The organism is Scytonema millei VB511283 (genome assembly GCF_000817735.3).
GTDB classification, from domain to species: domain Bacteria; phylum Cyanobacteriota; class Cyanobacteriia; order Cyanobacteriales; family Chroococcidiopsidaceae; genus Chroococcidiopsis; species Chroococcidiopsis millei_B.
The window spans coordinates 1,169,425-1,191,216 of record NZ_JTJC03000001.1; the positions used below are offsets into that span (position 1 = coordinate 1,169,425).

The following is a 21,792-nucleotide window of genomic DNA, read 5'->3' on the forward strand; positions in this document are numbered from 1 at the left end:
CTCCTAGACAGACTTATAACAGCTTTAGTTCTTGTATTTTAGCGAAAATAAACTTATTAAAAATTTATTCCCGAGACTGACTGCCCAAATTCAAATCAGCTTGTAAAAAGTCTACAAATTGCCTCGCCGTACGTCCAGAACGTCCGTTATGTCTAGTTGCCCATTGTAAAGCGCGGTAATCTAAGTCTGTGTCGGAAATACTAATACCAGCTAGACTTGCCAAATGTCGCACAATATGTAAGTAAGTATCTTGATTTGCTGGTTCAAAAGTTAAAGTTAACCCAAAGCGATCGCTAAATGAAAGCTTCTCTTGTACAGTATCCCACACGCCTACCTCTTCATTTTGACTCGGACGGGGGCGATCGCCAAACATTTCTCTGACCAAATGGCGACGGTTAGAAGTCGCATAAACAACCACATTCTGAGGACGGGCGGTTAAATTTCCTTCTAAAACAACTTTCAAGGCTTTAAAAGCATCGTCATCTTCTTCAAATGAGAGGTCGTCAACAAATATAATAAACTTTTGCGGCACGCCCCGCAGTTGCTCGACAATTGCAGGTAAAGCAGCTAAATCAGATTTAGCAACTTCAATTAAACGTAAGTTTTTGTCGCCATATTCATGTAATAATCCCTTTACCAAAGACGACTTTCCCGAACCCCGACTACCGTATAGTAAAACGTGGAGGGCAGGATAACCTGCAAGTAAGAATTCTGTATTTTTTTTCAATGTATCTCGTTGATACTCGTATCCTACCAACTGTTGTAACTGCACTGGATCGGCATGGGGAATACCAATAAGTTGTCCCGACTGCCAGCGTAATGCCCGATATTTAGCAAAGATACCCGTACCATGTTGGCAATAGTATGCGGCTAAATCCGATAGGATATCCGCCCAGTTTTCGAGTTGTGATAATTTGTGGTAAATGGTGCGATCGCTGATTATTTCCGTAGTTTTTTTTGTATGTATTTCAGTCCAAGCTACTGGAGGAACATTGAGTTTAGCTGCGGCTTGTACCCATTGGCTTAATTGAATTCCACTACATTGATAGAGGCTTTGTAAAGCTTGTAAATCTTGCTGAACGGCGGCGATGAGAGATGGTGGTAAATCTACTAAATCAGTATTTTGAATTTGTCTTGAAAACGGATTATTATCTACCAGAATTTGGCTAATTAAATAATCTTGCCAGGATTGGTTACAAGATGCGATCGCCTTAAAATAATTTCCATAAGCGCGAACGCATCCTAATTCATCTACCTCGTTGTGTCGCAACGACTGTAACAAATCGATTTGGCGTAAAGAACGTAGTAAATTAAGAAAAGCCTGTCCTACCTCATCTGTTAAGACAGATTGGTATATTAGTAAAGAAGCTGCTTGCAGTTGTAAAAATTCAAAAGATGAATTCGTTTGAGTATCCATGTTTCGGCGCTATCTCCCCACAACAATCGCCCAAATACTAGCAGCAATAATTACAGCCCCTAGATGCTGTGTTAACATCATTCGCAACGGTTGACGCGCAATTTTCTGAGTCAATACCACTGTCAATAATACAGAAAAAATCAGCGTCGTTCCTTGTAAAAATGCAATCACAGCCGGATGCGCCACCACCACAGGTAATCCCGTTCCACTCAAACCAAAAGTTGCAAAAGTCACGGGTAAAATGCGTCCTGCTTCTCCCAATCCTAATCGCAGATAGTGCGCCAAACTTCCACCCAAAACCAACGGTAAATACCCATATACCAACTCCCCAAAAGGCTTTACCATAAAACGTGAAATATCTTTTGTATCCTTTGCGCCTCTGCGCCTTTGCGTGACATAATTCTTCACCCAAAAAAGCGATCGCATCAACCCATAAACCACAAAAACAAACCCAGCCGGAACCAACAAAACAAACAAAGACAAACCCAAATGAGGCAAAAACTGCGTCAGATCGATCTCCAAACCCAAACTAGTTTGAATTTCCGGTAAACGGTGTAGAAAAATTCCGCCTAACAACAACAACAATAGCGCCACCTCATAAGTATGAGGGACGTGAGTTGTCCACAACTCAATTCCTGGCGGACGTAAATTCAACTCAACCGAACGATGCGGACAAGCTTTTAAACAAGTCATGCACAACACGCAATCGCGGTTATCCTCCAACTGCGCCGGATGGGAATATAACGGACAACCATTAGTCTCCATTCCCTCACCTTTTTGAGGACCACCCTTGTAACACTGGTAAGTCGTACATTCTGCCGAACAAGTTCCTTGCTGCGCCCTTAACTCTGTCATCGACAACTTAGCAAATAGCCCGTTCATTCCGCCAATCGGACACAAATAGCGACACCAAAATCGCCGTTCAAAAATTGCCGAAAAAATCATGGCTCCCGCTGTAATTAATAGTAATAAACAGCTAGAAAGATAAGCCGTATTTTCTAAATTCCAAAGTTCTTCCCAGAGAAAAATTAGCGTAAATAAACCGAATAAAAACCAGCCACCCCACTTTTCTGCTTGTTCTCGATGCCACTGTTTCAATTTACGTTGGGGAAACAACCATTGAGATAGCTTTTGCGTGACTTCGCCGTAAATCATAAACGGACACACCGCACACCATAATCTACCCACAAACGGAAAACCCAATAATACGAGGGGCCACCACCAAGCCCAAAACATATTTAAGGCGAAATTTCGATCTCGCTGTTGGGGACCAACAAATAAGATAATGACAATGAAGGCAAAAAACCACAAGGTAAAGCCATAGTTAATCCGGTCTGGATACCAAGAACTGCGGAGAAATCGGCGTAAACCAGGATAGATATTTAATAAGTTGACGCGAAATTGTTTTTTCTTCGTTTGTGCCGACCAAAAAATTTCTTCCGTTAACTCAGTTTCTTCTCCCGACTGCACGATCGCCCGATCGACTAAACTTTGTAACTCTTTTAAGTTGCCGGGAAAATCATAAGACTGTAAGCGACGTAAAGCTTCGGGGGCAATTTTCGATTTGGCTAATCCCTCGCTGCGAGTGTACAAACTGATGTAATATTCTACTAGAGCTTTAAGGTCGGTTTTTCGTACCCGTAATGGGGGTACTTTGATTGTTTGTCCGATGCAACGTGCGATCGCAGGTTGAGTTCGTTCGGCGATCGCTAAAATCCGTGCTTGAGTCGTGCGAGTAACATCTGGCGTATCTTCAGAACGGCTGACAGGATTATAAGTCCCAGTTTGCAGCAATTGCGCGATTTTCGGCACTAACTCTTCGGGCAGTTCTTGAGTATTATTCAAAACTAGCGTTCCTTCACCTAGCCATTCCAGCAACCCTGGCTTCCCGCCGACACGACCAAAAAGATCTGCGCCACTGGTTTGTAGTAAATTGCAGTTAACTTTAATAATCGGCTGGCGGCGTTGAGGAGAACCAAAATGAATTAAGGTGGCAATATTGTCTTTTTCTAATCCTGGTTCGCCAAAAATGAGAACTGATTTTTTGTTACTAGCTGCTTCTCTAATTTCTTGACGCAGCCGCACCGCATAACGACTCGTACCGATGATACCGCGCTTGACTTTAGTGACTAAATATGGGCGCAGGGCGATCGCTCGTTCTTGTTCGTATGATAGTGCTGAAGTTAATTGGCTTAATTCTTGCGCTAGCTGGCGCGAAATCGTTTGAAAGATTTCGGGGTATTGTCCGACAATCTGCTGAAATTCTGCCGTTGGCACTGCCCATAAGTGACATTCTGTCAAGGCAGTCACCGTTCTTTGCACTGGCTGTTCTAAGATTAACTCTTGGAGATTAATGACTGACCCAGGAAGCAAACTAGTCGCCCATACGGAACTAGTCGAATTAGTGTATTTACTCTCCAAGCGACCTTGTTGCAGAATATAAAGCGCTTCTGGGTCAGTCTCTTCTACAACTAAACGCTCGTTAGCAGGGATGACTCGTTCTACAGCAACTTGGGCGATCGCATTTAATACCTCTGACGATAGCACCGATAGCGCCGTTCGCTCTTGCAGCCAGATGAGTAAATCTGGAGACATCGTATCCCCCTTGCCAATACTTCTATTTATTGTGACTCTCAATTATGAATTCGAGGCGCATGTAGCGCGTTTCGACAAAAACTATTACATTGTGGGGTATTTTGATGCCAAGTTATATTCAGAGGTAAGATTTTGGTTCGCGCAAAGACGAGGGCACTTCTGTGCGGGGGTTCCCCCCGTTAAAGAAAGTGTCCGTAGCAAAGGCGCAAAAAAGAACGCCAATAGTTTGACTTTTAACTTTTGACTTTTGACTTACTTATGAGCAGCTCAGATCTCCCTAATCTCTGGGTTCCTTTGACACTTTTAGGCTTCATCATTATGGCTGCCATTTTCTTCAGCCGTTGCGATCGCTCGTAAAGGGACTGGAAACTAGGAAAGGAGAAGGGAGACAAGGAGAGAAGAGAGCTGCTCTCGAGCTGAGGAGGCTCTCGGTGGCTGAGGGAGAAATTTCAATCCACAATCCAAAATTTTCCGACTCCCGACTCCCGTACGGGCGCTTTCTCTGTGCGCCCCTACGACTCCCCATTTAATACAGCCGATTCAACACATAATCACTCATAGCAATCAAGGCTTGTCGAGATTCCGAAACTGGAAGATAACCGATGCATTCTACGGCTTGGTTAGCGTGGTAAGAGGCTAACTCTCTAGCTTTTTGAATGCCTTGACTATCCTTAATCAACGCCAGCGCTTCTTCCAGATCCCCTTCCTGCTCGAAGCGTCGTTCGACTAAGACTTCAAGATAGGGCTTTTCTGCCAAAGCATATAAAGCTGGTGCGGTTAAATTACCGCTTTTGAGATCCGATCCGGCTGGTTTACCCAAAACCTCTGTCGAACCCGTAAAGTCCAAAATATCGTCCACGACTTGGAATGCTAAACCTAAGTGGCGACCGTAGCCGTACATGCGATCGACAATTTCTTTTGAGCCGCCACTGAGTAAACCCGCAGCCTTAGAGCTATTGGCAATCAAAGAAGCTGTTTTGTAATAGCTTTTATCTAAGTAAGCCTCAATCGTCATTGCGGTATCGAACCGAGTCATCCCCTGCTGAATCTCGCCTGTGGCGAAGTTCATAATCACTTCTGAAAGGAGTTTGACCACTTCCAGATTGTCTAAATTGGCTAAATGCCACGAAGCCTGAGCGAATAAAAAGTCACCTGCTAAGATAGCAATTCGGTTGTCAAACAAGCTATGGACGGTAGGAACGCCGCGCCGCATCGGAGCTTCATCCACTACATCGTCGTGTACCAAACTTGCTGTATGGATCATCTCCGTAATTTCCGCTAGTCGGCGGTGACGGAGAGTGATTTCCTCATCTAGCATCGTCGCCCGCGACATCAGCAAAACAATTGCTGGTCGCACCCGTTTTCCTCCAGCTCCAAACAAGTACTCTGCTGCGGCGGAGAGGATGGGATGACGAGTTCCTACTAGTTCTATTAGGTTCTCTGACAGTATACGCAGGTCTGCTTCAACTGGAGAAAATAGGGAAGTCGCTGATGTCATGAAGGAGCTGACTCTAATAGTTTTTTACGAAATTTTACATATTCTGTACTCATTTTAAGCTAAGCCTCGGCAAGGGGGAAGTTTTGGTAAACGTAATTTTTCGCAATCGTCGCGATCGCCCTAATGCATTTCCTGAGAAAAATTGTCGTAGCCTTAGCTACAATTAAGCAAAAGCACTTAGAAAAACTTCGCTTTGTCAAAGTCATCCTTCTCAAGTTCAGTAAATTTACCCAAGATTTATCTATCCGACCGTTGATTTTAAATTTAAAGGCAACATTAGTGACTAAAAGTCTAGATTCATGTGTTAGCCTAGATACTGAAGCATTTAAACCAATTCACAAATTCAACACAGTCGAGCAAGTTGCCAAGAGTAACGATATCGGCTGAGTTGATTAGGTGCGCATACCCAAACGCAATCCAGAACCTCGGCATCGTTCCGAAATCTTTAAGTGCCAGTCAGTTAATTTTGTTTGGTAGACCTGCTAGCGCTTAAAGGTTTTGAATAGAGAGATAATCTCGGAAATTAAGTTAGTGGTGTGCGGAAAACAGTGAGGGAACCAGCAGCTGGCGAGGCATTCGTTTGACTGACTGGTAGGAACTTATTGCGACGTGGAAACTGCCAAAAGCTGCTTTTGGTCGATGCTTTGCGCTGTCTTATTTTTCTAAACATTATTTCTCTTTCTTGACTCGCTGGCGGCACAATGACTTACGGCAACGTACCCATGATTATTCCTTGTTTGGCAACTGGTTATTTATTGACTGTTTACCTTTTACTACTGTTAGCGCAAAGGCACGTAAAAAATCCCGAGACTCGGGACATCTCGACTCCTCAAGAGGAAGGGTTGGGTCAACTATCAGCGACTAGCGATCGGTGATTGGTGTAGAGACGTTACATATAACGTCTCTACAAACGGCTCTAGTCCAAAAGTTCTAGGGGATAACTGGGAGTAAGGACTGTTTCTAAATTAACTTTTTCCACCACAGGAGCATAACCCAGCCATCGGACGGAGGACTGGATAAACTGCTGGGGGCAACCACTGACACAAAAGCGAGTTGGCATCGGTGGTAAATTATTTCGCAGTCCTAGTAAATCGAGTTCGCAAGCTACGGCTTTGACAACGTGAATTGCCGGATCGACCAGCTTGATGCTAGTAGGTAAAAGCGATCGCAGCACGGGTGATAAATGAGGATAGTGGGTACAGCCGTAGATCAGAGTATCGATTTGCTGCTGAATTAAGGGAGCCAGATAGCGCCGTGCTACCTCTTTAGTGTATGGCTCGTTGATCCGATTATCTTCGATCAGAGGCACGAATTCGGGACAACCGACTTGCCAGACTTTAGCAGTACTATCAATCTCTTGAATTGCCTGTGGAAAAGCGTTGCTAGCAGCAGTTGCTGGGGTTGCAATTACACCGATGCGTTTACCTTGTTTTACCGCCGCCTTTGCTCCAGGTAAAATCACACCCAAAATGGGAAACGGAAATTCCCACCGCACCGTCTCTAAAGCTAGAGCGGAACCTGTGTGACAAGCCATCACGACCATTTTTACCTGCTGCTGTTGCATCCAGCAGAGAATTTCGCGAGTAAATTGTACGATCTCGGCTGGCGATCGCGTGCCGTAAGGTAGGCGAGCCGTATCGCCAAAGTATAAAATAGATTCGTTTGGTAGCTGCCGATACAGCTGAGTTAAAACAGTAAGACCACCCACACCACTATCAAATACGCCAATTGGCGATTGTTGGGGTTCTCGACTGGGAAAATCGGAAGGATTATTGATAGAAAGATAGGAATAAAACACAGTTCGAGCTTAACCCGTTAATTATGCTTAGCACAGAACCTATGGGCAAGTTTGTTAACTGGTATTAGCAAAAGCGGCAACCAGTAACGCAAACCCATCCGTCAAGTTGATAATTAACACTGACATTACCGTAGTGTCAACGTTGTTGTTTAATGTACTGAAGAACACCCTGAGCGATCGCTTCTGCCAGTTGATTTTGATAAGCAGCCGTTTTCAAACGCGGGGCATCATGTTGCCCGGTCATGAACCCAGTTTCTACTAAAACAGCTGGCATAGAACTCTTGCGTAGGACGTAAAATCTAGCCTTTCTCACGCGGCGATCGCGAAGATTTGGAACATTTCGCAACATAGCATTGTGAATTGTTACGGCTAGATTGTAGCCGCTATCAAAATAATAAGTCTCCAAACCACTGATATCTGGGCGCGTCGGTAGGGAATTGGCGTGGATGCTGACGAATAGATCCGCATTCACTCGCTCGGCGATATCTACCCGTCCTTGTAGCCCTACAAAATAGTCGCTATCCCGCGTCAGCACGACATGAACGCCGTTTTGTTCCAATATCTGAGCAACTCGATTGCTTATTGGCAGAATAATATCTTTTTCATGCACTCCTCCTGCAACAGCTCCTGGGTCTTTGCCACCGTGTCCTGGGTCGATGACCACAATTGTTTTCCCATTGCGATCGCGGGCTCGAGGTGGTGCTGCGGGTACTGGCGGCGGAACGGAAATTGAAGGATTAGTCGTTGGAGACGATGGCGGGACTAGAACCATCGACGAGCGCTTCAAATCTAGCGAGAGAAACTCCGGGCTAGGTTGCTCGACCTCTCCAACTCGTATTCCTGCCGCTGGCTGGACTAAAATTGTGACCGTGCGCGGATCGGTCTGCCGCAAGCGCACCCTCAGCACTGGGCTACTAGTATCTAAAGTCGGTCCCTGTACCGTTCTAGCTAATTGAGCGTTAGTAATAGTAATGCTGTAGGCAGCAGACGACCGATCCCAACCACTAGCGTAGACTAAAGTTCGATCGCCTTTGATGTAGAGGCGATCGCCACGCAAGTCCACCGATTCAATTGTGGCTAATTCTGTCGTTCTGTTGCGCCGCTCTCTAACAGCGCGATCCGTATACCGATTTCGACTCGGAAGTAAAACGACTCCACCGAATTGATTGCCCAACTGACCTCCAAATCGACTGACCATCGCCCGCCAGTTAGGGCTATCGCGATCGACTTCCATCGTGAGGCGGACGATTGGTCGCTCGGACTGAGCTTGACTGAGGAAAATCTTTTTGACCCCAAAACGGCTAAATGCCTTTGGGGGCAAGAAATTAGGTGCTAAACTCGCGCCCTTAAGATCGACAATAATTTTGTCTTCGTCCCCGTCAGAGTTGCGATCGATACTAACATCGAGCTTGCCAGTGCCAACAGTACGGATAAAAAAGCCATCACCCGTAGCACGAACGCCTTGCACTTGCAGGCTATTGGCAGCTGGGATAGGCGTGACTGGTGTAGTAGTGCGGTTGGTGCGCCGTAAATACTGCCTGGGTGGAGAGACAGCAGGACTAGGATTGGATAAAGGTGCTGCTTCTAATTGTCTTGGCGCTGCGATCGTCAAAGGTGCAGTAGTCGCTGCTGGTAGCTCCGTTGGTGGTGATGAAGGGGCAGCCGTCAAAGGTGCAGTAGTCGCTGCTGGCGGCTCCATAGATGGCTGCGGAGATTCTGGAGGCGTAGTCGCAGCTGGTGGCTCTACAGATGGCTGCGGAGATTCTGAGGACGCAGGCTCGTCTGACGACTGCGGTGCAGGAGCGGGAGACGAGCTAGCAATCTTTTCTGGCTGCGGCAATTGCACCAACCAATGACTGGGAGAAGCACCGCGAACCTTTACCTGGTTAGGGTCGAGACTGTACTCTGGACTGAGTTCGAGCGCAATCCGCGTCGTTTTCTTGTCAACCTGTCCAATTCGGAGAGCGCGAAACGCTCCACCTGCTTTCTGTTTGACTGTCGTTCGCTTCAGAGCTGTCCCCGGCAAGTCAATCACTAGGCGCGTGGGGTTAAATACCAGCTTTGCTCTGGGTTGAACTTTGCCTTCTGTTTTGATTTCCAGTCGATTTTGTTTGGCATTAAAATGCCACGATTTCAGACTCGCCGCCTCAGTAGGAGACGAGATTAGAAAAATGCCTAAAGTACTGGGTAAAAGCCAGTATAATTTCACGGTGCTTTCTCCTTATGCGCATGCATCCCAGCTGTCAACGTCTCCTCTGTTGGCGCTGTTTCACTCCATCCGATCCCGCAGTGTCGAGCCAATGCCGACCATGAGTATACCTGAGTCCTCCAATAATGGTTGAAACTAGATTTAAACATAATGTGAAATGCTTCTCATCAATTTTGACGATTCGCGCTTCATCTAAGTATTCCCATTGCAGTCCGCTCACACCAACAAGCGATCGATTAATTTATTTCAATTGAGCCATTCATTTTAAGAAATATTGAACTGAGTAGCAGAAGATTTCAGTAGTGTAATGCATAATTTTTCAAATGCTAATAGTTTTTTGACCCTCCTTAGTAGTGACGCGATCGCGTTTTTTAATTTAGTACCGTATCTTGCGGCAGCGATCGCAGTCTGCCCGTAACAGAACGATAAAAGTACATCAAAATTTACAATTTTGCGGGGTGAGGAGTGAGGAGCGAGGAGTGAGGGAAATTTAGGGTTTTGGCTTGTGGAATTGAATTTCTTCCTTGTCCTCCTTGTCCTCCTTGTCTCTCTACACGGGAGTTTCTGGTTCACCTCCTACAGCAGTGGTGGGTGGAAAGACGAAACGCAAGAGGGGGGGTGCTAAAAACGTGGTAAGAATCACCATCATGATAATCGCAGCTTCTAGCGGTTTAGAAAGAACGCCGCTTGCAGAACCAACGCCAGCAAATACTAGTCCTACCTCGCCTCTAGGAATCATGCCTACCCCGATCGCTAAACGATTGATGCCAGGTTGTCCGAAGACGGCAGCACCCGTGACGACTTTACCGACGATCGCCACAGCAATCAGGAAGATAGCAATAATCAACCCCTCACGGTTACTGGGAACGGCGGGATTGAGGACTCCCAAGTCAGTTTTTGCCCCTACTGTGACAAAAAAGATGGGAACGAGCATATCCGCGATCGGTACGACTTGTTTCTGAAGTTCTTTGCGCTTATCAGTTTCGTCTAGCACTAAACCAGCGGCAAATGCTCCCAAAATCGCCTCTAGATGGATTGCCGCAGCTAAGTATGACATGACAAAAGCAAAGATAAAAGCTGGGATGACTAATTCACCTCGCGTCTTGATGCGATCGACGATGGTAACGAAGGTTTTATTGAAAACATTGCCAAGTAGAATTGCCCCTAATAAAAAACCGCTGGCACTAATAATCAGATAAACAACATTACCCACGTCCACTTCGCCAGTTTTTGCCAAGCTTGCCACCACTGCCAGTACGATGATGCCCAGGACATCATCAATTACGGCGGCTCCTAAGATAATTTGACCTTCTCTTGAGTTGAGAGTTCCCAGTTCCGACAAGACTTTGGAAGTAATACCAATACTCGTTGCAGTCAAGGCAGCACCAGCAAAAATCGCAGGCACGGCAGGTACACCAAACCAAATCATCAACCCTGCCGTGCCTGCACCAAACGGCACGGCTACCCCTACACAAGCCACCACAGCCGCTTGGATACCGACTGCCATTAATTCTTTTAAATTTGATTCCAGCCCAATTTCAAATAGCAGGATCACCACACCTAGCTCAGCTAAAACTGAAATAACTTCACTTTGAGCGGCAAAAGTGGGAGCGACTTCCTCCGGTGCTAGTCCTGCGGTGGTTTGAAGGAAATTCATAATCAGAGAACTCGTGGCATCAGCCCCACCTTCTGGAAATACCAATAGATGTAAGGCAGAAACTCCAACAATGACACCACCCACCAGTTCACCTAAAACTGGAGGTAAGCCAAAGCGGTTAGAGATTTCTCCACCCACTTTGCTAGCAAAGTAAATGACGACCAAACTTAGCAGCACTCCTGCTAGCACCAAAGCACTATTTGCCTCTGCTTCTGGTACGGTTAGCAGTAAAGGCGTAGATCCCCACAGGGTAAAATTACTTACCCAGCTAAAACCATCTAACTCCATTAGCTGTCCAAAAATCATCCTTTTCAATTTACTAGTTTTGGGGAGTCAGTTATCAGTTGTCAGTTGATAGTTATCAGTGACTAGTGACTAGTAGCTGGTGACAAGAGTTGAGTCTAACCACTAAATACTGGTTCCACCAGCCACTTACCAATGACCAAAAAATATACCTGGCAGCGATCGCTACCAGGTATGTTGTCTTCAGCAGCCGTCAAGGCTAAATCCTCAAAGCTAACTTCTAGGTTATTTTCTAGCCAGCACAGCCATCACTTGTGCCATCTGCTGTTTCAATCGTTCTATATCTGCCTGCATAGCAGCAATTTTTCCATTCAAAGCTTGCAGATCGGATGATGTTGTGCTAGCTCCGGTTGCCATTGCAGCCGCCTGTGGTGTTACTGGTGCTGTTGTTGCTCCTCCTTGGCGCGGCAGTTTTGACTTAACCATTGCCGCTTTAATTGCACCAATTAAATCTTTTTGCTCGAATGGTTTGGGGATAAATTCAAAATACTCGAATGGCTCTGGAATTTTCTCGACAACTTCTTCTTTGCGTCCCGACATCACAACTAAAGGAATTTTTTGCAGTTCAGCATTTTGTTGTATTTGCTGATATACCTCCCAGCCGCTGAGCTTAGGTAACAAAAAATCAAGCATAATCAGATTCGGTCGTTCTTGACGAATTAAGTTTAGTCCTTCCAAACCATCTTTTGCTTCTAAAACATCAAAGTTGCCAGGTGGCAACATTTCTTTGACGCGCATCCGAATTACGCGACTGTCATCGATAACTACGATTTTGTTACTTGCCACAACTGACTCCTCGGCAATGAATTTTAAGGGAAATAAGATGGAAAAATACGATTTAAAGGCGAGAATATCTGGTTGTGCAGTCTAGACAGTGAGTGCGGCAGATATTAGTTAACTGTAAATTTAAATTCTCGATCGCCAATATCTCGAACTCGCTCAATTGATATACGTAAGTAAGAGTAACAGTCATCTGGAATACACCAGTAACTTGCTTTTCTAGCTAACCTTGCACAACATAACTACGAACTAAACCTAACGCTGTTCGCGTTTTGTCTCCAAGGGAATTTTTACTGATTGCGCGATCGCCAAATTTTTCTTAAATAGATATAGTTCGGTAAATTTTCGGTCGGCAAATTGTCAATCGAAAGGGTAATTGGTAATTGGTAGTTGGTAATGGGTAAATGGTGGTTGGTGGTTAATAATGGAAGTTGGTCACTGGTCACTTGTCACTGAATATATGACTTTATCTTCTCGTTCTGAGTTCAAGTCGGAAATTGAGGCTTTACCGTCATGGCTGCGCCGACCGATTGGTAAGGCAAGCGAATTATCTACAGTTCAAAAAATTGTGAAGCAGCGACAGATTCACACAATTTGCGAAGAGGGACGCTGCCCGAACCGAGGCGAATGCTACGCCCAAAAAACAGCCACTTTTTTACTGATGGGTCCAACTTGTACTAGGTCTTGTGCTTTTTGTCAAGTGGATAAAGGTCACGCACCCATGCCACTCGACCCAGAAGAACCGCAGAAAGTCGCAGAGGCTGTGCAGTCACTAGGATTGCACTATGTCGTCTTGACTTCTGTAGCGCGGGACGATTTAGCTGACCAAGGAGCGAGTTGGTTTGTTGCTACCATGACAGCAATTCGCGATCGCAATCCTCAAACGCAAATTGAAGTATTGACTGCTGATTTTTGGGGTGGTGCGGGCGCGGGAGACGTAGGACAAAGGGAAAGAATTGCTACAGTTGTAGGGGCAAAACCAGCTTGTTACAACCACAACATTGAGACTGTCAAAAGGCTACAAGGACGAGTCAGAAGAGGAGCTAAGTACGATCGCTCGTTGCAAGTCCTGCAAACAGTCAAAGAAATCGATCCGATTATTCCGACAAAATCCGGGTTAATGTTGGGGCATGGAGAGACAGCAGAAGAAGTTATTGAAACAATGGCAGACCTTAGAGCAATAGGCTGCGATCGTTTGACAGTTGGGCAGTACATGCGCCCCTCCTTAGAACACCTACCCGTCCAAAAATACTGGACTCCCGAAGAATTCGAGCAACTAGGCGCGATCGCTCGCGATTTAGGGTTTAGCCACGTCCGTTCCGCGCCCTTGGTGCGTAGCTCCTATCATGCCGGACAGTGAACAGTTATCAGTTATCAGTTGTCAGTTATCAGTTGTCAGTTGTCAGTCAAAAGTACTTAGTGGCTAATGGCTAGTGGGTTAATGCTTTTGTCTAGTCACGAGTCACTAGCCACGAGTCACTCTTTTCACAAAAATATTTTTAACGGAAGTAGGCAAGGGGTACCGCTGTTTGGTATTTCTGTAGATGCCCTTATTTTGAGGAGAAAAGCTTATGGCTGCTCAAGCAACTAAACCAACTGTCGGTCAAGATGTTGCTAAATCTAATGCTAACGCTCCGTTTCCCTTTCGGACGATAGTTAGCTTGATCCTGCTAGCAGGTAACATTCTGGTAGCTGCTATTTACTTCCACATTATCAATCCATAGTTGTCTGGCGGCTAGTAAGTTGGTGGCTAGTGACTAGCGATCGCCAGTCGCTGGTCACTGACTTCCTAGCCGAATCAAATCGTACCTTTGAATAATCCTTTCGGGCGTACTAACAACACCAGAATCATAATGAACAGACCTACACCTTGTTTGTATTGAGAACCGAGGAAAGGTGTACTGAGTTCTTGGGTAACGCCAATGACTAAAGCAGCAGCGATCGCGCCGTAGGGGTTGCCGATTCCACCTAAAATTGTGGCAGCAAACATCGGCAAAATTAAAAACCAGCCCATATTCGGTCTGACGGCTGTAATTAAGCCGTACATGCTTCCACCCAAAGCCGTGAGGCTTCCAGCGATCGCCCACGTCCAAAGTACGACGCGATCGACATCAATCCCAGATACGCGCGCTAAGTCGAGGTTGTCAGCAACAGCACGCATCGCCTTGCCAATCTTCGTATTTTGTAACAAGTAGTGCAGCGCCAAAATAACGATAACTGCTAAAAGCATTACTACGATTTGATTCTGGGGAATTCTGATTCCTAAAATTTCTCTCGCTGGACTGGTAGGAATATCGTAACTTTTGTTACTACCACCCCAGATAAAAATAATTCCATTACGGAGAAACAAAGCGAGTCCAATCGAAATAATAATGAGCGTGGTGGAAGTGGCACGCCGCGATCGCATATTTGACCAGATCAGCTTTTCGGATATCAGCATTGCTGCTACAGTGCCAATTGCTCCGAGTAACATGGAGAGCCAAATATTAATGCCGCTCGTATTGGCTAGCAAAGTTAAATAAGCGCCCAAAGTCATAAAATCGCCGTGGGCAAAGTTAGCTAACCGTAGAATGCCATAAGTCAGCGTCAGCCCAACCGCAGCTAAAGCAATAATGCTACCTACAGCTACCCCATTAACAAATAATTGAGCCAGTTGTGCGTCCATACAGGTATCACTTATCAGTTATCAGTTATCAGTGTAGAGATGTTATGCGTAAAATCTGTACAAAAGCAACGAAGTGGCTAGTAGCTAGTAGGGTGTGGGGTGTGGGGTGTGGGGTTGACTTGTGACTTGCGAGTTGCGTCTTGCGTCTTGTAAAGTGCATTCATTTCATGTTTTTAAATTCAACTTTTGTGAATGCTCGGATCTAAATCTTTCAATACTCTCCATGCACACCTAGTATTTCTGGTTGCCCTTGCTGTTTTACCCCTGTACCTGTTCTTTTTCATTCACAATACCGATCGCGTTCCTCAGTTTGAGTGTACGGTACTGATGCTAGCCGCAACGGGTGCAATGGCGCTCGTCTGGGTGGGAATTGAAGTTTTGCTGGGGCGTTGGTTGCGCCTCCTGAATCAAGCAAGCCGTCAATTGGCTGAGCAAGGTAATTTTCGAGTTTGCATTTCAAAATTACGTTATGCTCCATTAGAAATCAAACAATTAGCACAATCTTTTAACGAACTAGCAGATTCTCTAGAACGACAATTTACCCAATTACGCCATGTAGAAGCAGAGTTGCGCAGGGCAAACGATCGCTTCCAAATGGGAGCGGCAGCAATTAATGCCACGATTTATGAGTGGGATTTGCAAACTCAAGCAGTCGAAAGAACTCCAGGATTGCTCAAGGTCTTAGGTTACAAACCGGAGGAAGCTCCAACTGATGCCGCATGGTGGCACGAGCGCATTCATCCCGATGATTTTCCGCCAGCCTATGCTGTTTTGTCCTCGGCGTTGGCTGGCAATAGTAATGATTTTGAGGTAGAATATCGCCTGCGCGATCGCTACGGTCAGTATATTCATGTTTGGGAACGGGGTTTGATCGTCAGGGACGAGCGAGGGCATCCGGTGCGCATTTTTGGTGGTAGCCTGGATCTCACCGAACGCCAACGGGTAGAAGAACAACTGCGACAGAGCGAAGCACAGTTTCGTCAAATTGCGGAAAATTTACGCGAAGTTTTATGGATGTCTACCCCTGGACTCACGCAGATTCTTTATGTCAATCCTGCTTACGAACAAATGTGGGGGCGGACTTGTGAAAGTTTGTACGCTCAGCCATCGTCTTTCCTGGCGGGAATCCATCCTGAAGATAGTGCCGAGTTAATTGCCGTTTTAGAGCAAAAACCCCTGGGGACGAAGCTGTTAGAGGAGTTTAATCATGAATTTCGGCTCGTCCGCCCTGATGGTTCGGTGCGTTGGGTACTCTCTCGCGCCTTTCCAATTCACGATCGCGCCGGGGAAGTTTATCGAATTGTGGGACTAGTAGAAGATATTACTCAGCGCAAGCAAGCCGAAGTCAAAATCAAGCAGTGGAATGAAACTCTCGAAAAACGAGTGCGCGATCGCACGGCTCAATTGGAATTAGCAAATGCGGAATTGGATGCTTTTGCATATTCCGTGTCTCATGACTTACGCGCGCCACTCCGCCACATTCACGGATTTGCCAATGCTTTGGCGCAGCGCTTGGAGTCTACTGAGGCGATCGCCGATCCCAAAATTGCTAGTTACATCCAAACTATTCAAGATAGCAGCATCAGGATGACACAGTTGATTGATGGTTTATTGGCTTTGTCTAGAGCCGGACGGCAACCTTTAACGCAGATTTCTGTAAGCGTGCGAGAATTAGTTGAGGCGGCGATCGCCTTAATTAAAAGTCAAACTCCCACAGACCGTCAGATCGAATTTATCGTTGGGGATTTGCCTACAATCGACGGCGATCCAGTCTTATTACGACAAGTGTTTGCCAACTTAATTGACAATGCCGTGAAATTTAGTAGCGATCGCCAACCAGCCAGAATAGAAATTGGCACGCTGCCAGGAGATAACACCACAATTTTTGTTAGAGACAATGGGGTAGGCTTCCAGATGGAATATGCCGAGCAAATGTTTGGAGCCTTTCAGCGGCTGCACTCCCAAAAAGAATTTAAAGGTACGGGTATTGGATTAGCGATCGTCCAGCGCATCGTTCACCGTCACGGTGGCAAAATTTGGGCTGAGAGCATACCCCAACAAGGCGCTACTTTTTTAATCCAATTTAGACTTTCTTGAGAGTCGCTCCCGTATCTTGAGTAATCTTGACTACCGCAACAGCAGACAATAACTAAAATGCATGTTACGCTCTGGAAATCAGCAGCCACGTAGTGAAATCATTAGATTTTGAAACCTGAATCGGTATTATGTGCCGTCTTGGTTCGTACTTGGATGCTATTGCCATGTAAACCCGTCCTCGCCCTCTGCTCAACCAACTATGCAGACTCTAGAGCATTCTCAGGTTATGCAGCGGCAAGAATTGTCAATTGCCGCGCAACTTCACCTGTTAATCGTAGAAGACGTAAAGGCAGATGTCGATTTGATGATACTTGCCCTTGAATCCGCCCAGATCGCATTTACCTTCGATATTGCCAAAAGTCACGGTGAGTGCCAGCACCTGCTGCAAACTCAAACTTACGATGCCATCTTGGCAGATTATCGGCTACCTCAGTTTACGGCATATCAGGTGTTGCAACTTTTACAGGCATCTGGGCATGAGATTCCACTGATTCTAGTGACTGGCAGTCTGGGAGAAGAGGCAGCAGTTGATTGCATTAAAGCAGGCATGACAGATTATGTCATGAAAGAGCGGTTGTTTCGCCTACCCGTAGTGTTGAAGCGATCGCTGCAAGAATTTGAACTGCGTCGCCAACAGCAGCAAGCCGCAGCCCGCACTCAACTCCAAGCGCAGCAACAGGCAATTATCAATCACATCGTCCATGCCATGCGCGAAACTTTGGTACTGGATGAGGTGCTGCAAATTACAGCAGATATGCTACACCAAGCTTTGGGTTTGAGTCGTTGCCTCATTTCTCAGCCCAATTCTCAAGCCCAAATGGGAGTTTATCACATTAGCGCTGCGACCAGAGAACGGGAACATTTACTAGGACATGAATGCTCTCTTTACCCCTTCTATAAAGATAAACTGTTGCGGGGAGAGATGCTTATCGTTCGCGATATGGATGAGAATGTCCCTATAGCAGTCCGAGATATTGCCGGAGAATGTAACATTCGCGCTGTGATTATTGCCCCTTTGTTGTATCGTCAGTCGTTTCTAGGTGGAATTATCCTGCACCAGTGCGATCGCGAACGAGATTGGACGGAGCAAGAGATTTCTCTAGTCAGAGCAATTAGCGATCAGTGCGCGATCGCCATTCATCAAGTCCAATTATTTTCTCAAGTACAGCAGCAATTACACCGTCAGCAAACTCTCAATCAGATCAGTCAGGCACTCAATTCTATCCTCGATCCAGATGTGATTTTACAAGAAATTGTCAGACTGACTGGCGAATGTTTTGATGTCGATCGACTGTTAATTTTTTCTGTCGATACAGACACAGTGCAAATTTTGAAAGAGTGGCGAGCTAGCGATCGCATTTACTCAATGCTCAACCTCCAATTTCCCAAATCAGAATGGTCCGATCTAATCGAACCTGACTCTGATTTTTACTGTCGGCGCTATTTTCACGCTCCCAACTACTCTCAATTGCCTCCTACGAGAATTAGACAGTTGCAAATCGAACAAGCAAGTACTCGTTCTGTTTTGTGCGTCCCAATTTTTATTCGCGATCGCCTCTTCGGTGGTCTATCTTTGCATACCACTAATGCTTATCGTACCTTTACTCACGAAGAAATTTACTTACTGCAACAAATTGCCGATCAAGCTGCGATCGCCCTCTATAACGCACAAAGTTACGAGCGTTTAGAAGAATTAGTCCAACAACGTACCCAAGAATTAGAAGCAGAAAAATTAGTTTCAGAAACAGCCAATCGAGCTAAGAGCGAATTTTTAAGTAATATCAGTCACGAACTGCGGACACCCCTAACGGGAATTTTAGGCTTTTCTGGCGTATTAATGGAACAAATTTTTGGTTCGTTAAATGCCAAACAAAAACAATATGTTGAATGCATTCATACCTCTGGCAAGCATTTATTAGACCTGATCAATGACTTACTCGATCTCACTAAAATTGAAGCAGGAAAAGAAGAATTAACCCCAGAAACCTTATCCATCGAAGATATAGCACAAGCTTGTCTATCTCTTTTTCAAGAACGTTGTCGGCAGCGGGGATTAGAATTTCATTTGGCGATCGCTGCTGAGACAATAACCTGTACTGCCGATCGACGGCGTTTGAACCAAATTCTAGTCAATCTATTATCTAACGCGCTCAAATTTACAGACACGGGTTCGATTACACTGCGCATCGAACAAACATCTCAAGAAATTTTATTCTCAGTCATAGATACTGGAATTGGTATTGCGCTAGAAGATTGTGAAGCAATTTTTCACCCATTTCACCAAGTTGATAGTGGTTTGAACCGGAAATATGAAGGTACGGGACTGGGTTTAGCCTTATCGCGTCGCCTCGCTCAACTACACGGCGGTGATATCACCGTTCGCTCAGAATTAGGGCATGGTAGTTCTTTTACTTTGTATTTACCAGGGAGCAGGGAGTAGTGGTTGGTGACTAGTGGCTGGTGGCTAGCGATCGGGGAGCAGGGAGTAGGGGAGCAGAGGGGCAACAACTGTCAACCGTCAACTGTCAACCGTCAACCGTCAACTGTCAACCGTCAACCGTCAACTGTCAACCGTCAACCGTCAACTGTCAACCATCAACCAATGACAAATGACCAATGACAAACAACCAACAACCAGACTTCTTACAATAGAAACAGAACGATCGCAGATTCAGACTGATGTTACAAAAACTAGAGCAGTTAAAGGCTTTGTTTGCTCAGATGGAACGGGCGTTGATTGCCTATTCTGGGGGTGTGGATAGCACTTTAGTCGCTAAGATTGCTACTGATGTTTTGGGCGATCGCGCGATCGCGGTTACGGCTGTTTCTCCTTCCTTGTTGCCAGAAGAATTGGAAGATGCCCAAGTTCAAGCAGCACAAATCGGAATTGTCCATAAAATTATTCAAACGCATGAAATGGACAATCCAAATTACACTTCCAATCCCGTAAATCGCTGCTATTTCTGTAAAAGCGAGTTACACGATACGCTCAAACCCTTGGCAAAGGAATGGGGATACCCTTATATCGTCGATGGGGTGAACGCTGACGATTTGCGCGATTATCGCCCAGGTATTCAGGCGGCGAAAGAACGCGGCGTGCGATCGCCTCTGGCAGAAATGGGAGTGACAAAAGCTGAAGTCCGGCAATTATCGCAACAATTGGGTTTGTCTTGGTGGGATAAACCAGCCCAACCCTGTCTCAGTTCCCGCTTTCCCTATGGCGAAGAAATTACTGTATCTAAGCTACAGCGGGTAGGCAGGGCAGAAATTTATTTACGCAAGTTGGGATGGCAAAATTTAAGGGTGCGATCGGAGGGAGATACGGCAAGAATTGAGTTAATGCCAGATCTAATTAAAGATTTTGTCGCTCAGACAGATTTAGTGGCGCTAACTGCGGCATTTCAAAGTTATGGTTTTGTCTATGTCACGCTCGATCTAGAAGGTTATCGGAGTGGCAAGCTCAATCAAGTTTTGTCTGCTCCAATGGCTTCAAGGTAAATATTTCTCAGCTTTGCCGCGTAGCGATCGATGGAATGATGTTCGATAATTCTAGAGATTGAATTTTGAGATTTCTCTAGGATTATCGCGCGATTGGCAAATATCTCATGTACTACTTGTTCGATTCTCTCACAAATTAATTTGCTAATGACGTATCTATCTTCTTTTGTCGTGTAAATTGCTTCTCCTAAACTATTTTTAGGAACCGCGATCGTCCACCCTACACGATCGTTATTAATTTCTGGTAAAGCTCTGACGTTAGTTGTAATAACAGGACACCCTGCTGCTTGAAATTCCAAAACAGAGTAGCCATACGTATCAGCATAGGTTGGTAATAAACCAATATGCGACTTTTTCATCAACTCAATAACTTCGTGATTGGGTAATTGGGGAAAATAGTTAATCCAGTCAGAGTGTTCAATTAAATGCTTGACTTTTTCAAGATCAGATGGTGTTTCTTTAGTAGCATAATTGTCAATATTAAGAGAGCTAACAACTGTTAACTCAAGATTGTAATTATACTTATCCTTCAAATTTTTTAATGTCTGAATAATTTCTTGTCCTCCTTTACGAAAGAAAGATGAACCGACAAACATAAAGGTTATCTTGTCATCCAGGCTCAAATCTTTATCTGCATATTTAGAGACAAATACTCTTTGCGGCGGATGCATAACTATCAATTTGCTTTCTATGTTTTCTTGATATTCAGAAAATTCTTTTAGCAGCTTTTTTTGCATGTTAGCATTGCAATCAGACATGGCAATAATCCGCCGACAAGCATCGCGAGAAAGTGCTTGAAACGCCTTGTGCATTTTGGTTTCACTTTTCAGAGCCGAAAAATCGAGTTCTAAGTTGCGATCGCTCGGACATGAAAGCAAGCAAGACAATCTTGGTAGAAACGTTTCAAATGTCGTAATCCAGGGAGTAGAACCATAACTGATAGTATTGAAAAAATGTAAAAGACTAACTCGATTCAGATCGAAATCATAGAACTGATTATAGGAGTCAATTAGAGAAAATATCTGGCGGTTGGCAAGCCGATTGAATAGACTGGCAAGCCTCTGTTTCAAGATAAAAATATCGCGAACTTTCTTATATTCAACATCGGGAACTATGTTAATAATATTTCTTTTCTCTGGATAGGCATCGAATTTATAGCCGATCGGCACAATCGTCTGCTCCTCTTGACTGGGGTGACGCAATTACGACAATATAATATAGTCTTACAGCAAGACTCGGCGATTAAAATCGCAGCTACACAAACTAAGTTCGCCT

The 21,792-nt window shown here is 45.2% G+C and carries 18 protein-coding genes; 8 read left to right on the forward strand and 10 right to left on the reverse strand.

Annotation, left to right across the window (positions count from 1 at the left end; translation table 11 throughout):
• Positions 1-64: 64 nt before the first annotated feature.
• The 3 genes from QH73_RS05290 to sds all read right to left on the reverse strand — a co-directional run bounded on the left by QH73_RS05290 (position 65) and on the right by sds (position 5,510).
• A complete protein-coding gene (locus QH73_RS05290) occupies positions 65-1,417 on the reverse strand; it encodes an ATP-binding protein (protein WP_039715509.1) in 1,353 nt (450 codons plus the stop codon).
• A 9-nt stretch (positions 1,418-1,426) separates the two neighbouring features.
• On the reverse strand, positions 1,427-4,012 hold the full coding sequence (locus QH73_RS05295; RefSeq protein ID WP_039715510.1) for a sigma 54-interacting transcriptional regulator: 2,586 nt from the start codon (positions 4,010-4,012) through the stop codon (positions 1,427-1,429).
• A 526-nt stretch (positions 4,013-4,538) separates the two neighbouring features.
• The gene (gene sds, locus QH73_RS05300) at positions 4,539-5,510 is read right to left on the reverse strand and encodes a solanesyl diphosphate synthase (protein ID WP_039715512.1); all 972 of its coding nucleotides are present in this window, start codon (positions 5,508-5,510) and stop codon (positions 4,539-4,541) included.
• A 123-nt stretch (positions 5,511-5,633) separates the two neighbouring features.
• Here sds and QH73_RS05305 point away from each other — a divergent pair, with 123 nt between their 5' ends.
• On the forward strand, positions 5,634-5,897 hold the full coding sequence (locus tag QH73_RS05305; protein ID WP_039715513.1) for a hypothetical protein: 264 nt from the start codon (positions 5,634-5,636) through the stop codon (positions 5,895-5,897).
• A gap of 314 nt (positions 5,898-6,211) precedes the next feature.
• Entirely contained in the window at positions 6,212-6,385 is a 174-nt protein-coding gene (locus QH73_RS05310; protein ID WP_165587586.1) for a hypothetical protein, read from the forward strand.
• A gap of 41 nt (positions 6,386-6,426) precedes the next feature.
• Here the strand turns inward: QH73_RS05310 and murI are convergent, their stop codons facing one another.
• The 5 genes from murI to QH73_RS05335 form a co-directional block, all read right to left on the reverse strand.
• Entirely contained in the window at positions 6,427-7,308 is an 882-nt protein-coding gene (murI, locus tag QH73_RS05315; protein WP_052290029.1) for a glutamate racemase, read from the reverse strand.
• Positions 7,309-7,444: 136 nt separating this feature from the next.
• On the reverse strand, positions 7,445-9,517 hold the full coding sequence (locus QH73_RS05320; protein ID WP_039715514.1) for an N-acetylmuramoyl-L-alanine amidase: 2,073 nt from the start codon (positions 9,515-9,517) through the stop codon (positions 7,445-7,447).
• A 550-nt stretch (positions 9,518-10,067) separates the two neighbouring features.
• Positions 10,068-11,462: a cation:proton antiporter gene (locus tag QH73_RS05325; RefSeq protein WP_052290258.1), complete on the reverse strand. Its 1,395-nt coding sequence runs from the start codon at positions 11,460-11,462 to the stop codon at positions 10,068-10,070.
• 240 nt (positions 11,463-11,702) lie between these two features.
• Complete coding sequence (locus QH73_RS05330) at positions 11,703-12,263, reverse strand: response regulator (RefSeq protein ID WP_039715515.1); 561 nt, start codon at positions 12,261-12,263, stop codon at positions 11,703-11,705.
• Between the two features lie 284 nt (positions 12,264-12,547).
• Positions 12,548-12,703, reverse strand: a complete 156-nt coding sequence (locus tag QH73_RS05335) for a hypothetical protein (RefSeq protein ID WP_165587619.1) — start codon at positions 12,701-12,703, stop codon at positions 12,548-12,550.
• A 14-nt stretch (positions 12,704-12,717) separates the two neighbouring features.
• On the opposite strand from QH73_RS05335, the gene lipA reads away from it, so the two are divergent.
• Positions 12,718-13,617: a lipoyl synthase gene (lipA, locus tag QH73_RS05340; protein ID WP_039717432.1), complete on the forward strand. Its 900-nt coding sequence runs from the start codon at positions 12,718-12,720 to the stop codon at positions 13,615-13,617.
• A gap of 211 nt (positions 13,618-13,828) precedes the next feature.
• Positions 13,829-13,981 (forward strand): photosystem I protein PsaX, encoded by a 153-nt coding sequence (locus QH73_RS05345; protein WP_015152751.1) that lies wholly within the window; start codon positions 13,829-13,831, stop codon positions 13,979-13,981.
• 74 nt (positions 13,982-14,055) lie between these two features.
• Here the strand turns inward: QH73_RS05345 and QH73_RS05350 are convergent, their stop codons facing one another.
• Complete coding sequence (locus QH73_RS05350) at positions 14,056-14,922, reverse strand: branched-chain amino acid ABC transporter permease (protein ID WP_015152752.1); 867 nt, start codon at positions 14,920-14,922, stop codon at positions 14,056-14,058.
• Between the two features lie 192 nt (positions 14,923-15,114).
• On the opposite strand from QH73_RS05350, the gene QH73_RS05355 reads away from it, so the two are divergent.
• From QH73_RS05355 to larE, 4 genes are all read left to right on the forward strand, one after another.
• Entirely contained in the window at positions 15,115-17,019 is a 1,905-nt protein-coding gene (locus tag QH73_RS05355) for a HAMP domain-containing histidine kinase (protein ID WP_052290030.1), read from the forward strand.
• 199 nt (positions 17,020-17,218) lie between these two features.
• On the forward strand, positions 17,219-19,459 hold the full coding sequence (locus QH73_RS05360) for a hybrid sensor histidine kinase/response regulator (protein ID WP_039715516.1): 2,241 nt from the start codon (positions 17,219-17,221) through the stop codon (positions 19,457-19,459).
• Between the two features lie 6 nt (positions 19,460-19,465).
• The gene (locus QH73_RS05365; protein WP_132866668.1) at positions 19,466-19,639 is read left to right on the forward strand and encodes a glycosyl transferase; all 174 of its coding nucleotides are present in this window, start codon (positions 19,466-19,468) and stop codon (positions 19,637-19,639) included.
• Between the two features lie 59 nt (positions 19,640-19,698).
• A complete protein-coding gene (gene larE, locus QH73_RS05370; RefSeq protein WP_201277949.1) occupies positions 19,699-20,517 on the forward strand; it encodes an ATP-dependent sacrificial sulfur transferase LarE in 819 nt (272 codons plus the stop codon).
• Here the strand turns inward: larE and QH73_RS05375 are convergent.
• Complete coding sequence (locus tag QH73_RS05375) at positions 20,484-21,719, reverse strand: glycosyltransferase family 4 protein (protein WP_201277950.1); 1,236 nt, start codon at positions 21,717-21,719, stop codon at positions 20,484-20,486. The genes larE and QH73_RS05375 overlap by 34 nt on opposite strands.
• Positions 21,720-21,792: the final 73 nt, after the last annotated feature.